Raw genomic sequence first — 13199 nt, 5'->3', positions numbered from 1 at the left:
ACTCCCCGTGCGATACTTCTACGACACCGAGTTCATCGAGGACGGCACCACGATCGACCTGGTGTCGATCGGGGTGGTGGCCGAGGACGGCCGGGAGTTCTACGCGATCTCCACCGAGTTCCGCGAGCGTAAGGCCGGTGACTGGGTACGCCGCAACGTCCTGCCGCTGCTGCCGCCGCGCAGCGACCCGGCCTGGATGTCGAGGGCGGAGATCCGTGCCCGGCTGTTCGCCTTCCTGGTCCCGGGGCACCGTGAGGGGGACTGGCTGCCGGCGTCGAAGCGTCCGGAGCTGTGGGCGTGGGTGGGCGCCTACGACCATGTGGCGCTGGCCCAGCTGTGGGGGGACATGACCGCGTTGCCGCAGGAACTGCCCCGGTTCACCCACGAGCTCAAGCAGCTCTGGGAGTCTGCGGGACGTCCCGAGCTGCCCGCCGCTCCCGCCCGCGCGCACGACGCGCTGGAGGACGCCCGCGCCAATGTGGTGAAGTTCCGCCTGTCAAGATAGGGCGGTTCACCATTCGGACAGCGGGTCTCGTATGATGACGCTCATGGGTTGGACAATAGACGCACCTCTCGAAGAGCTTCCTGATCTGCCGCCGCTGCCCGGCGCCCTGGAACGGGTCTTTCAGGACACCATCGCACGCGACGCTAAGCAGCAGCCGTCGTGGGACCAGGGGCACGCCGACCGCGTGCGCAAGATCCTGGAGTCCGTGCCGCCGATCGTGGTGGCACCGGAGATCCGCCGGCTGAAGGCCCAGCTCGCCGACGTGGCACTGGGCAAGGCGTTCCTGCTGCAGGGTGGTGACTGCGCCGAGACCTTCGAGTCCAACACCGAGCCGCACATCCGCGGCAACGTCAAGACGCTGCTGCAGATGGCAGTCGTGCTGACCTACGGCGCGTCCACGCCCGTGGTGAAGATGGCCCGTATCGCCGGGCAGTACTCCAAGCCGCGGTCGGCCGACCGCGACTCCAACGGCCTGCTCAACTACCGCGGCGACCTGGTCAACGGGATCGGTGCCACCGAGGAGGACCGTCGCCACGACCCGTCTCGCATGGTGCGCGCCTACGCCAACTCCGGTGCGGCGATGAACCTCATCCGCGCACTGACCAGCTCGGGAACCGCCGACCTGGCGAAGCTCCACCTGTGGAACCGTGAGTTCGTGGCGAACTCGCGCGCCGGTGCCCGCTACGAGGCCCTGGCCGGCGAGATCGAGCGCGGCCTGGAGTTCATGAGTGCCTGTGGTGTGCAGGACTCCACCCTGCAGACCGCGGACATCTACTGCTCCCACGAGGCCCTCGTGCGCGACTACGAGCGCGCCATGCTGCGCCTGGCCCACGGTGACGACGGGGAGGACGTGCTCTACAACCTCTCCGCCCACCAGATCTGGATCGGTGAGAGGACCCGTGGCCTGGAGGACTTCCACATCGCCTTCGCCGCGATGGTCGGTAACCCGGTCGGCGTGAAGATCGGGCCGACGACCACCCCGGAGGAGGCCGTCGCCTACGTCCACAAGCTCGACCCGAACAACGAGCCGGGCTCGCTGACGCTGATCACCCGCATGGGCTACGACAAGATCCGCGACGCCCTGCCCCCGATCGTGGAGGCCGTGGAGGCCACCGGGCACAAGGTCATCTGGCAGTGCGACCCGATGCACGGCAACACCTACACCTCCTCGAACGGCTACAAGACCCGCGACTTCGACCGCATCATCGACGAGGTCCAGGGCTTCTTCGAGGTGCACCGGGCCGCAGGTTCGCACCCCGGCGGTGTGCACATCGAGTTCACCGGTGAGGACGTCACCGAGGTCGTCGGCGGCGCCCAGGACATCACCGACCTGGATCTGCCGTCGCGCTACTCCACCGTGGTGGACCCCCGCCTGAACACCCAGCAGGCCCTGGAGCTGTCCTTCCTCGTAGCGGAGATGCTGCGTAAGTAGCCGCCCCGCGCGGTGCGCTACAGCGTGCGCACCGTCACCGTGTCGCCGACGGCGGCACGCGAGGTCGGTCCCGGCGACTGGGTGATGACCCGCCCGTCGGACCGTCCGTCGACCTCCATCGAGAGGCCCTCGTCCTCGAGGGCCTCTCGAGCGCTTTCCACGGAACGTCCGATGATGAAGGGGACGCGCACCATCGTCGACTCGTTCAGGGTCACCGTGGTGGACGACGAGGGATCCACCCGGGTGCCCGCGGAGGGCTCCTGGGCGGCGATGTCACCGCGGGAGACCGAGGTGTCGGCCACGCCGTCACCGGTGGTGGGGGACAGTCCCAGGTCGCGCAGCTCGGCGGCGGCCTCCTCGGCGTCCATCCCCTCGAGGTCGGGCACGGTGATCGCGTTGGAGAGCACCAGCGTCACCGAGGAGGCGCCGGGGACCTCGGTTCCGGCGTCGACGTCGGTGCCGATGGCGTCGTCACCGTCGACGTCGGCGTCGAACCGGCGGGTGACCTCGCCGACCTCCAGGCCGGCGGACTCGATGGCTCGGCGGGCCTGGCTCTCGGACATGCCGTTCACGTCAGGCACGGTGACCGGGCGGGGGCCCTTGCTGACCTGCACGGTGACCACCGTGCCGGTGTTGACCTCCTGGCCGGCCTGCGGAGAGACCTCGGCGACCATGCCTTCGGCCACGTCGTCGGAGTACACGGACTCCTCCACGTTCCAGCTCAACGTCCGGTCGGAGAGTTTCGACTGGTAGGCGCTGAGACTGTCGGTCGCCCCGGGTGTGGGGACGGTGGGACGCCCCCGGGAGACGAGCACGGCGACGTCGTCGCCGCGCACGGCGCGTTCCCCCGCGTCGGGGTCGGTTCCGGTGACGGTCTGCTGCGGCTCCTCGTCGGAGTAGACGTCGTTGACCACGGCGGTGAACCCGGCCGCCTCCACGGCCGAACGCGCACCGGTGACGTCCTGCCCCAGGACCTGGGGGATCTCGCCGTAGCGTCCGGACGTCACCCACCAGCCGGCGATGGCCACGGCGACGACCACGACGACGAGCAGGACGCCCCACACCAGGGTGGCGGCCCCGCCGCGGTTGGTCAGCGGTCGCTGGTTGCGCGGCACCGGGGCATTCTGTCCGCCCTCCTGCGGGGCGTGCTCCTCCGGGTGAGCGGCAGGGGGCTCGTCCGGCGGCTCGGGTGCGTAGGGCGCGACGAGGTTTGTCTCGGCGGTGTGGGCGGACGGGAAGTCCTGACGGGTCTCGGTGGTGCCGAAGACGCCGGTGGCCATCGCGTCGTCGTCCCAGCTCAGCCGGTCGGAGACGTGCGAGCCCTCGAGTGCGCGGTGGACGGCGCTGGCGGTCGGTGCGGGGACGAGGAAGTCCGGGAGGTTGAGTTCGCGGCGGGTGGAGCGCACCGCCTCCAGGAACCCGTTGCCGTCGGCGAAGCGGGCGGCGGGTTCGCGCCCGGTGGCGCGCAGCACCAGTTCGTCGAGTTCCGGCGGTACGCCGGCGATGTAGGACGAGGGGGCGGGGACCTCGTTGTCGAGGCGCATCAGCGCGGTCTCCTCCGGGGTCGACCCGCGGAACGGGGTGCGTCCGGTGAGGAGCTCGAACAGCAGGACGCCGGCGGAGTATACGTCGCCCTGCGGGCCCACGTGGCCACCGCGGACCTGCTCCGGGGAGAGGTAGGCGGCGGTGCCGATCACCGGTCCGCCGGTGGAGACGTCGCGGCGCGAGGCGCGCACCAGCCCGAAGTCGGCGAGTTTCACCTGGTGGTCGTCGCGGATGAGCACGTTGTCGGGTTTGACGTCGCGGTGCACCATCCCCTCGTCGTGTGCCAGGGCGAGGGCCTCGAGGACGGGACCCATCACCGCGAGTGCGGCGTGCGGCGGCATGGGGCCGCGCTCGCGCAGCAGTTCACGCAGGGTTCCGCCGCTGATCAGCTCCATGACCAGGAAGACGTGGTCGCCGTCGGGACGTCGGTCCACCCCCTGGTCGAAGACGTTGACCAGACACGGGTGGTTGAGGCGCGCCACGGCGCGGGCCTCGCGTTCGAACCGGGCGCGGAAGGCGGGCTCGCGGGCGTACCCGGGATCCAGCACCTTGGCGGCGAGGTCGCGGTCCAGTCGGGTGTCCACGCAGTGGTAGACCACCGACATTCCTCCGCGGGCGATCGTCTCGCCGATGCGGTACCGGTTGTCCAGCAGGTCACCTGGCTGTAGCTGGGGCTCCATGATGCTCGGCCCGCCTCCTTTCTTCTACGGCTACCGGGGAAGTATACGGGGAGGGCGGGCAAAGCCCGGAAAGTGCGTGGGACGGGATAGGCTGGGGACCGTGAGTGAGAAAAACGACGGCGTCGGTTCCGACGCCACCTCCGAGAACATCCCGTCCGACAACTCCACCGGCCGTCGCCTCGCCGAGGCGGTCTCGGGCCTGCCCGCAGGTACGCAGGTCCTCAACGTGCCCGAGGTCGCCGAGGTGCTCGACGTCCTGGTGACCCGCGTGATGGACGACCTGAACAGTCACCGCCTGGTCGCCGTGCACGTCGACGGCGTGCGCCAGGTCCCGGCCCGCTTCTTCACCGACGGCGGCGAGGTCAACCGCTTCGTCCCGGGGCTCGTCGCCCTGCTGGCCGACGGTGGCTACAGCGACGCGGAGATCCTGGAGTTCCTGTTCACCGAGGACGAGTCACTGCCGGGTCGTCCCGTCGACGCCCTGCACGGGCACCTCGCCCGGGAGGTCATGCGCCGCGCCCAGGCCATGGCCATCGCCTGACGTCTGCGACCTGTCCCCGCTGCTCCGGAGGCAGGAGGTCGTTGCCCACCACATCAGCAGGCCGACGACCACGAGCCACCACAGCGAGTAGAGGCGGTTGTTGCCGCCGCCGTCGAAGGTCATCGACATCACCATCGACAGCCACGCGACCACGATCACCGCGCGACGGTCTCGGACCCAGACGCCGAACAGTGCCAGCGGTGCCATGTAGTACCAGGGCAGGACGACGGCGTTGAGGACGCAGGTGACCGCGTAGGCCGCGGTCGCCCCGACCATGGCGTCCCTGGCGCCACGGCGCCACACGGCCCAGCAGACCACGAGTCCGAGAAGCATGAGGACCATGGTCACCGGACGCAGGACCGCGACGATCTCGTTGAAGTAGATCTCCTCGCTGAACAGGCTCAGCGGACGCACCAGCAACCCTGCCAACAGGGACGCCAGGGACAGCGGGTTGATCACCTTGGTGTTGCCGCTGATCTCGGCGACCCAGCCCCAGGTCTGCCCGCTGGCCCAGGTGATCGCCGCAACGGAGACCAGCATGACCGCCACCGAGCCCAGTCCGCCGAGCAGCATGCAGACCAGACGGGCAGGGGTGATGCGGGGCAGGTCACGGAGTACCTCGCGGAAGCTACGACGGGGACCGTTCGCCCCGGGGGCCTCGCCGGCACGACGTGCAACGAAGACCCACACCAGGAACGGCAGGGCGAACAGGGCGGTGGCCTTCAGCGCCACGCCTGCGCCGACCAGGGCGGAGCCGTAGACCAGCCCACGGACCGGTGCGGCCCTGAATCCCAGGTACAGGCCGGTGCACACCAGGGCCATCATCGTGACCTCGTTGTGCATTCCGCCGATGAAGTGGATGACCGCCAGCGGGTTGGCGACACCGATCCACACGGCGAGTTCCGGGGAGCTGCCGATACTGCGGGCGAGGCCGGCCACCGCCCACACCAGGACGGCGAAGCTGGCCAGCGAGAGGATCTTGTAGGCGATGATCCCGGCGGTGATGTTGTCCCCGGTGATCCGGGTGATCCCGTCGCCGATCCACAGGTGCAGGGGGCCGTAGGGCGTGGTGGTGTTACGCCAGTCGCCGCTGACCTCGAAGAACATGCGTCCGGGGTTGGCGGAGGCGCCCACCTCGTAGGCGTTGAGGCCGTCGCGGGCCAGGGTGCCCTGCATCAGGTAGGAGTAGATGTCGCGGCTCATCAGCGGGCCGGCGAAGAACAGCGGGGCGACCCACGCGACGATGGTGGAGGCGCCGAGCCTCTCGCCGAGCCGGACGATCCGTCCGCCCACGACGATCCACGAGGTGATCATCAGCAGGATCGCCACCCACATGAACACCACCACGATGCCGTAGAGGTGGCCGAACCCCAGGTTGGACCAGCCCAGTTCCTGCAGGAGGCCACCGCGGTTACGGGTGGCGCCCACGGAGTGCGAGCACAGTGCCAGCAGCACCGAGCCGACCACCCCGAGGATGACGGCCGTGCGACGGGGCATGTCCCGTAGCCGGGCCCCGGTCCGTGTCAGCACGTTCAGCTCCTCCGCTCCGTGAGTTGTTCGGCGACACCGACGAGGTCGTCGGTGACGGCGTCGCCGAGCCCGCCGGCGCGCAGCGTGGCCACGGCCCGGTCGGTGAGGGAACGGATCAGCGCGGTCGACTCGGTCGCCGCCCCGGAGTCGACGATGATCCCGCGCAGGACGTCGACCTCGTCCTCCGTGGTCACCGTCCCCATGCCGGCGCGCAGCCGGGCGGCCGCGGACGGGTCCGCGGCGTCGGCGGCGCGCAGAGCGGAGGCCACCAGGTAGGTCCGCTTGCCCGAGCGCAGGTCGTCGCCGGAGGCCTTGCCGGTGACCGAGGGGTCACCGAAGACGCCGAGATGGTCGTCCTCCAACTGGAAGGCGATGCCGATGTCGCGGCCCACCGAGCGCAGCATCCGGACGGTCTCCGCCGGCGCGTCCGCCAGAACGGCGCCGAGGTGCAGGGGACGCTCCACGGTGTAGGCGGCGGTCTTGTAGGTGTTGACCTTCCACGGCGCCTCCGGGTCCTCGGAGCCGCTGGCCTCCACCGAGATGTCGAGCATCTGCCCGGCGATGACCTCGGTGCGCATGGCACGCCACGGTTCACGCGCCCGGCGCAGCGCGGCGGCGGAGACCCCGGAGTCGGCCAGCATGTCGTCGGCCCAGGCGAACGCCAGGTCGCCGACGAGGATCGCCTGGCTGACCCCGTAGGCGCCGGCGTCGCCGAGCCATCCGTCGTGCCGGTGCCGGGCCTCGAAGGAACGGTGCACGGTGGGGCGTCCGCGGCGGGTGTCGGAGCGGTCGATGATGTCGTCGTGCACCAGGGCGCAGGCCTGGATGAACTCCAGGGAGCTGGCCGCGGCGACGAGTGAGGTGGCGTCCGTCCCCTCGTCGAGCGACCCGCCGCCACCCTCCAGGGCACAACGCACCCCGGCCCAGGTGAAGAGGGGACGCAGTCGCTTACCGCCGACGATGAACGCCGAGAGCTCGTTGATGCCCTGCTCGATGACGGGGTCGATGCCGTCGAACTCCGCGTGCCTGGCGGCCAGGAAGTCCGTGAGGGTGGCGTCGACGACCGGCGGGACGTCGGACAGCGGGCTGTCCACGTGCCAGGTCGGCGTCGGGGCGGCGTCGGCCATCGGGGGGTGCCTCCGTAACGTGAAGAAGTAGGGGACGGGGTGATTCATCCCCATAGTAGGGACCGGTGCGCGGAAAGCGGACCTCGACCTGCCCGAGACGCCGGGTGGTCTTCTAGGATGGGGCGCTATGGTCAACGAAATTCACCGCGAAACTCACCGCCCCGCCCCGGCGAGCCTGCAGGTCGCCGTCGCAGACACCCTCAAGTGGGGTACGCCCGGACGTGTGCCCTTCTCGGTGGAGTTCATGCCCCCGCGCAACGACGACGCGGAGCAACGCCTCTGGTCCGCCGCGGAGGCCTTCCACGACCTCGGCGCCAGCTTCGTGTCCGTCACCTACGGTGCCGGCGGTTCGAGCCGGGAACGAACCGAGCGCGTCGCATCCCGCCTGTCGGTCAAGCCGTTGACGACGCTGCTGCACCTCACCCTCGTGGACCACCGTGAGGAGGAGCTCCGCGACATCCTCCGCGAGTTCGCCTCCCTGGGCCTGACGAACCTGCTGGCGTTGCGCGGCGACCCGCCGGGTGACCCCACGGGTGACTGGTCGCCGGTCGACGGTGGGCTGAACTTCGCCCACGAACTGATCGAGCTCGTGCGGTCGATGCCGGAGTGCTCCGACTTCGACATCGGCATCGCGTCCTTCCCGGAGGGGCACTACCGTGCCGGGAGCCTGGAGAACGACACCCGCTACACGCTGCAGAAGCTGCAGGCGGGTGCGAGCTACTCGATCACCCAGATGTTCTTCGACGTCGACCACTACCTGCGTCTGCGGGACCGGCTGGCGGCGGCGGACCCGGTGCACGGGGCCAAGCCGATCATCCCGGGTCTGATGCCGATCACGTCGTTGCGCTCCGTGCGCCGGCAGATGGAGCTGGCGGGGGCGTCGCTGCCGGCCTTGCTGGAGGATGAGCTGACCAGGGCGGCCGCCGGTGACGAGGTGAAGAATGCCGCGGCCATCCGTGAGGCCGGCATCGACGTGACCTCGAGGATGGCGGAGCGGCTCATCGCCGAGGGCGCGCCCGACCTCCACTTCATGACGATGAACAACGTGCGCGCCACCCAGGAGGTGCTGCACAACCTGGGCATGGCACCGGCCTGGGGCCCGGAGCTCGGGCAGGACATGGTCCGCTGACGGGGTGCCGTCGGGGGCGTCAGCGCCTGGGGAGGGTGAGGATGCCGAAGGGGCGGGGGTCTGAGCCGAAACGGAAGTCACGCAGCAGGTCCCCGAAACCTGCCGCCCGGTAGAGCGACCAGGCCGCGTTGGACTCGTCGGGAACCTCCGGGGTGGAGAGCAACGCGACGGGGCTGTGGAGATGGGGGAGCAGGGCGTCCAACATCGCCCGGCCGGTGCCGTGCCCCTGGTAGTCGGGGTGGACGTGGACCTCGGAGATCTCGTCGTAGTCGCTGAGCAGGTCGTCCGCCTCATCGGGCGTGCTGCCGGCAGTCCGTAGCCCACGGTGGACCTCCCGGTACCACCAGCTGTGCAGGTCGCCGGGGAATCCGTACGCCACGCCCACCGCGCGGTGCCGCGAGCTGCCGGGGTCCGGGGTGGAGTGTGCCGGATGGGTCAGCGCGACGACGCAGCGGAACCCGGGTTTCCGGGCGTTGGCGATCCAGAGCTGACGGCGCTGGCTGAAGGTCTCCGGAGGGTAGTCCATGGCCCGCAGGTGGATGTCGACGAGCTGGTCGATCCTCCGCACGTAGTCCTGGGCGGACAGGGGGCACACACTGATACGGAGGTCGTCGTTCACCCCACCATTGTGGCAAACCAGGGGAGGAGGGACGGCGGATTCCCCGAAACTAGAACATCTGTTCGAGTATAGTTCCGGTCGCCAGTTTCGTGTCCGGGGTGCCCCGTAGTTTCAGGTGCATCATCGCAACGTGGAACGGGACGTAAGGAGGCGGTCATGGTTCAGGGAGCAGGCGACAATGTCGCGAGGATGGCGCGGTCGCGCCGGGGTGGGGCGGTCCTGCCCGAGACGTTCGTCATCGAGGCGGAACGTCTGCTGGAGCTCAGCAGGACCGACCTGGTCCGGGAGGAGCGGCTCACGTGGGCCTACCGGGCTGCACTCCGTGCGGCGGGGGCGGTCATCCAGTTCGCCCGGAAGAAGCGCCGCCGGCTGCCCCCGGGCAGTGCCTGGGAGAAGGTCCGTGCCTTGGCGGGTGACGAGGAGATGGAGCGGTGGTGCGACCGTTTCGCCCCGCACGCCCGGCTGGTCGCGCAGGTGGAGATGGGCCTGGTCCCGGACCTCGGGGAGCACACCGTGGCCGAGGTCTACCACGATGCCTGCGAGTTCCTCGACGCCGTCCGGGGCATGGTCGGATACCTCCCCGAGGTAGCGTGACAGGTCTGTGTTCACCCTGGGGTAGGCTGGTGGACATCGAGGCGGAACTTTTCTCACTCCTTGTGCGTTAACACGGTAGAGACAGAACAACCGTCAACATCTACACCCGACACCTCAGGGGAGGACGATCGTGGCACTTTCGGAACAGGAACGGCGCATGCTGCAGGAGATCGAGCAGGCGCTGATTGCCGACGACCCCAACCTCGCCCGGCAGGCAGCCGGGGACACCTCCGTCGGCGGTGGCTTCAATATCGGGATCCGCTCTGTGGGGGTTTTCCTCCTCGGCGTCTGTCTGCTGATCGCCGGTATCGCTCTCTCGCAGAACAGCCTGTGGTTCGTGGGCCTCAGTGTTGTCGGGTTCCTCGTGATGTTCGGCGGCGGGCTGCTGGCCTTCCGCGGGCCGTCCGGGTCGGGTAACGGCAAGGTGAAGGCCAACCCCTCCTCCGGCAAGCAGGGCTCCGGGTCCTCCGGCGGCGGGGTCGCCGACCGTATGGAGGACAGCTTCCGTAAGCGCTTCGAGTAGGCAGCCGCAGTAGGCCGCCGGTCAGGGGAGACCAGCAACCTGCCGCACACACCGCCAGCGGGCGGGTCCGATCATTGATCGGACCCGCCCGCTGTTGTCGTGTGTCACCACGCTTTCCCCACTTTGCTCCACCCGGCCCGGTGGGTGTCGACCCCGATGCGCCTCGGCAGGGCTCTGGCGTGCCTAAAGTCCCTCGTTCTGCCCTGTCTGCGCTCCGGCGACACGGGCCTGCGGGCGCTCCCAGTGAGTTCTACGAAAACTTCCCCCACCTTCCCCCACCATGCACCTGTTCTTATATCTGCAGTTCACGCGCCTGCAGTGTCGAGGCTATCTTCAGGTCTCCGGCATGAGATGCAACTTCTGTGGTCTTGTGTGACTGATGGGCTAGTCAGTGTGGTTGGAAGTGGGGTACTGTGGGGCGCACTGGGGCACAATGGTCCCCGGGACAACTTCACAGAGATCGCATACGGCAACAACATTTCAGATGCCCGGGATGGCCGGGGGAGGGAGCCGACATGTTCTTCGGCACCTTCACCCCGAAGCTTGACGACAAGGGTCGGCTGACCCTTCCCGCCAAGTTTCGTGAGCAGCTGTCGGACGGCCTCGTCGTCGTCAACGGTCAGGATCACAGCCTGGCCGTGCACACGAAGGCGGAGTTTCAGGTGCGCGCGTCGAAAGCCGCCGCAGCCTCCCGGTCGAATCCGCAGGCGAGGGCCTACGTCAGGAACCTGGCGGCCAGCGCCGACGAGCAGGAGCTCGACAAGCAGGGCAGGATCACCCTCTCTGCGGGGCACCGGGACTACGCGGGACTCAACAAGGACTGCGTGGTCATCGGCTCCGTCGACTTCATCGAGATCTGGGATGCCGAAGCGTGGGACGCCTACCTGGCGGAACACGAGTCGGACTTCGCCGACGGTGACGACGACTCCCTCGCCGGGATCATCTGAGCTACCGCCCGCCCTCCGCCGTATGCCCCGCGACGCCGGTGGGACTGTGTGCCGGCCCTCATCTGCGCGGACGACCTTGACTTTGATGTACTTCCCCGACATCAAACCTGGCCCGTGCAGGTGAGGCCCCGTGTACAGTCCCGGCGGCGTTGCGATGACCACGTGAAGACAACAGGACCGGACGAGCGCCCCTGAAGAAAGGACCACCCCGATGACCGTCGCCGACGACGAGAAGCAGCCACGCGTCTCTGGCGAGCACGGGCACGTCCCGGTCATGCGCGACCGCATGGTCGACCTGGTCGGCAAGGGCGTCGGCACGGGCACGGACTCCGGGCAGGCGCCCGAGACCCCCGTCATCGTCGACGGAACCCTGGGCGCGGGTGGCCACACCGAAGTCTTCCTCGAACGATTCCCGCAGGCCGTCGTCGTCGGACTCGACCGCGACCCGGCCGCCATCGCCCAGGCGGAGCAGCGCCTCGCCCGGTTCGGCGAGCGGTTCGTCGCCTACCGCACCCGGTTCGACGGGCTCGGTGACGCGATCGACACCCTGGTGGAGCAGGGGAGGATCCCCGCCACCGCCCGTGAGGTCGGGGTCTCGGGCTACCTCTTCGACCTGGGTGTGTCGTCGATGCAGCTCGACCAGGCCGGCCGCGGGTTCGCCTACTCGCAGGACGCGCCGCTGGACATGCGCATGGACCCGGACCTGCCCGTCACCGCCGCGGACATCCTCAACACCTACGCCCACGGCGACCTGGCCCGGATCCTCAAGACCTACGGGGACGAGCGCTTCGCCGGCAAGATCGCCTCGGCGGTGCTGCGCGAGCGTGAGGTCGAGCCGTTCACCACCTCGGCCCGCCTGGTCGAGCTTCTCTACCGAACGATCCCGGCGGCGTCGCGACGTACCGGTGGGCACCCGGCGAAGCGCACCTTCCAGGCGTTGCGGATCGAGGTCAACGCCGAGCTCGACTCCCTCGCGGCGGTCATCCCCGAGGCGACGGCGCGACTGCACGTCGGGGGCGTGGCGGTCTTCATGAGCTACCAGTCCCTGGAGGACCGCATCGTCAAGAAGGCGCTCGCCGACCTGACGGTGGATCACACGCCGCCGGGCCTGCCGGTGGCGCTCCCGGAGTTCGCCCCCGACTTCGAACTGGTCACACGTGGTTCAGAGAAGGCCTCCGAGGTCGAGATCGAGCAGAACCCGAGGGCCGCGCCGGTCCGTGTCAGGGCCGTCACCCGCATCCAGAACTCCCAGAACACCCACCGAGACGCACAGCGAGGAACCAGATGAGCACCGCCACCGCAGCCCGTCAGCGCACCCGCGAGCACTCCGGTTCGACCGGACGCGACGACCACGGCACTTCGGGCGCCCACGGCGCCGTCCGCACCGGTCGGTCGGGTTCGGGCCCGAGCAGCCTCGACCGCCGGCAGACGCACAGCAGTCCGGTGCGCCGCCGCGGCTCGCGCCAGCAGGTCTCCGTCCGCGGTCGGCGCGTGTCGGTGCCCACGGCGAAGGAACGTTCCGTCGTCCGGACGTGGGTCGTCCTGCTGTTGATCTTCGTCGCCGGTGTGGCGTTCGCCATGTACCTGTCCGGCAAGACCACCGAGCAGTCCTTCCAGCTGTCCGAGGCCCAGGAGCAGAGCACGTCGCTGTCCAATGAGCTCGAGTCGCTCCACCGCGACGTCGAGGACGCCTCCTCGACCCAGCGCATCGCCGCCGAGGCATCCCGCCTGGGTATGGTCGCCCCGGCGCAGGCCGGCGTGCTGAACGTCGACGGTGACGAGGTCAACGAGCTGCGCGCGGCGGACTCCGGCTCCACGCTGCCGATCACCGACATCAACGGTGAGGTCACCGCCCAGCGTCCCACCAGTGACCCCGACGCCACCGACCAGGTCCCGGGGCTCGCCCCGCAGGCGCTGGAGGACAGGAACGACGGCAACACCGGCAACAACGGTAATGACGACGGGGCTCCCGCCGATCAGAACAACGGTGCGGCCTCGACCGGAGAGCTTCCCTACTGAGACACTTC

The 13199-nt window shown here is 69.3% G+C and carries 13 protein-coding genes; 9 read left to right on the top strand and 4 right to left on the bottom strand.

Annotation, left to right across the window (positions count from 1 at the left end):
* The first annotated feature begins 7 nt into the window (after positions 1-7).
* Both ACT3UN_RS07150 and ACT3UN_RS07145 read left to right on the top strand, forming a co-directional pair.
* Positions 8-505, top strand: a complete 498-nt coding sequence (locus tag ACT3UN_RS07150) for a polyadenylate-specific 3'-exoribonuclease AS (RefSeq protein ID WP_301442089.1) — start codon at positions 8-10, stop codon at positions 503-505.
* Between the two features lie 43 nt (positions 506-548).
* Positions 549-1937, top strand: a complete 1389-nt coding sequence (locus tag ACT3UN_RS07145) for a class II 3-deoxy-7-phosphoheptulonate synthase (RefSeq protein ID WP_301442088.1) — start codon at positions 549-551, stop codon at positions 1935-1937.
* A 17-nt stretch (positions 1938-1954) separates the two neighbouring features.
* Here ACT3UN_RS07145 and pknB read toward each other — a convergent pair whose 3' ends face one another.
* A complete protein-coding gene (gene pknB / locus ACT3UN_RS07140) occupies positions 1955-4162 on the bottom strand; it encodes a Stk1 family PASTA domain-containing Ser/Thr kinase (protein WP_301442087.1) in 2208 nt (735 codons plus the stop codon).
* 148 nt (positions 4163-4310) lie between these two features.
* On the opposite strand from pknB, the gene ACT3UN_RS07135 reads away from it, so the two are divergent.
* Positions 4311-4703, top strand: a complete 393-nt coding sequence (locus ACT3UN_RS07135; RefSeq protein ID WP_441582057.1) for an Rv2175c family DNA-binding protein — start codon at positions 4311-4313, stop codon at positions 4701-4703.
* Here the strand turns inward: ACT3UN_RS07135 and ACT3UN_RS07130 are convergent.
* Both ACT3UN_RS07130 and ACT3UN_RS07125 read right to left on the bottom strand, forming a co-directional pair.
* A complete protein-coding gene (locus ACT3UN_RS07130) occupies positions 4617-6233 on the bottom strand; it encodes an alpha-(1->6)-mannopyranosyltransferase A (protein ID WP_301442086.1) in 1617 nt (538 codons plus the stop codon). The genes ACT3UN_RS07135 and ACT3UN_RS07130 overlap by 87 nt on opposite strands.
* A 2-nt stretch (positions 6234-6235) precedes the next feature.
* Complete coding sequence (locus tag ACT3UN_RS07125; RefSeq protein ID WP_301442085.1) at positions 6236-7360, bottom strand: polyprenyl synthetase family protein; 1125 nt, start codon at positions 7358-7360, stop codon at positions 6236-6238.
* A gap of 127 nt (positions 7361-7487) precedes the next feature.
* Between ACT3UN_RS07125 and ACT3UN_RS07120 the strand changes: the two genes are divergently transcribed.
* Positions 7488-8489 (top strand): methylenetetrahydrofolate reductase, encoded by a 1002-nt coding sequence (locus tag ACT3UN_RS07120; protein WP_301442084.1) that lies wholly within the window; start codon positions 7488-7490, stop codon positions 8487-8489.
* Positions 8490-8508: 19 nt separating this feature from the next.
* On the opposite strand, the gene ACT3UN_RS07115 is transcribed toward ACT3UN_RS07120, so the two are convergent.
* On the bottom strand, positions 8509-9108 hold the full coding sequence (locus ACT3UN_RS07115; RefSeq protein WP_301442083.1) for a GNAT family N-acetyltransferase: 600 nt from the start codon (positions 9106-9108) through the stop codon (positions 8509-8511).
* Between the two features lie 156 nt (positions 9109-9264).
* Here ACT3UN_RS07115 and ACT3UN_RS07110 point away from each other — a divergent pair, with 156 nt between their 5' ends.
* From ACT3UN_RS07110 to ACT3UN_RS07090, 5 genes are all read left to right on the top strand, one after another.
* The gene (locus ACT3UN_RS07110; protein WP_301442082.1) at positions 9265-9702 is read left to right on the top strand and encodes an SAV_6107 family HEPN domain-containing protein; all 438 of its coding nucleotides are present in this window, start codon (positions 9265-9267) and stop codon (positions 9700-9702) included.
* A 130-nt stretch (positions 9703-9832) separates the two neighbouring features.
* Positions 9833-10225 carry a DUF3040 domain-containing protein gene (locus ACT3UN_RS07105; protein WP_301442081.1) on the top strand — a complete coding sequence of 131 codons (393 nt, stop codon included), beginning with the start codon at positions 9833-9835 and terminating at the stop codon, positions 10223-10225.
* A gap of 515 nt (positions 10226-10740) precedes the next feature.
* Positions 10741-11172 (top strand): division/cell wall cluster transcriptional repressor MraZ, encoded by a 432-nt coding sequence (gene mraZ / locus ACT3UN_RS07100; RefSeq protein WP_301441989.1) that lies wholly within the window; start codon positions 10741-10743, stop codon positions 11170-11172.
* A gap of 211 nt (positions 11173-11383) precedes the next feature.
* Entirely contained in the window at positions 11384-12460 is a 1077-nt protein-coding gene (gene rsmH, locus ACT3UN_RS07095; RefSeq protein WP_301441988.1) for a 16S rRNA (cytosine(1402)-N(4))-methyltransferase RsmH, read from the top strand.
* Positions 12457-13191 (top strand): hypothetical protein, encoded by a 735-nt coding sequence (locus ACT3UN_RS07090; RefSeq protein WP_301441987.1) that lies wholly within the window; start codon positions 12457-12459, stop codon positions 13189-13191. The genes rsmH and ACT3UN_RS07090 overlap by 4 nt, the downstream gene beginning before the upstream one ends.
* Positions 13192-13199 lie beyond the last annotated feature (8 nt).

The organism is Corynebacterium sp. AOP12-C2-36 (assembly GCF_052379185.1).
GTDB lineage: Bacteria > Actinomycetota > Actinomycetes > Mycobacteriales > Mycobacteriaceae > Corynebacterium.
Note: the sequence above shows the minus strand (reverse complement) of the source record. Positions and strands in the feature narration are given on the sequence as shown.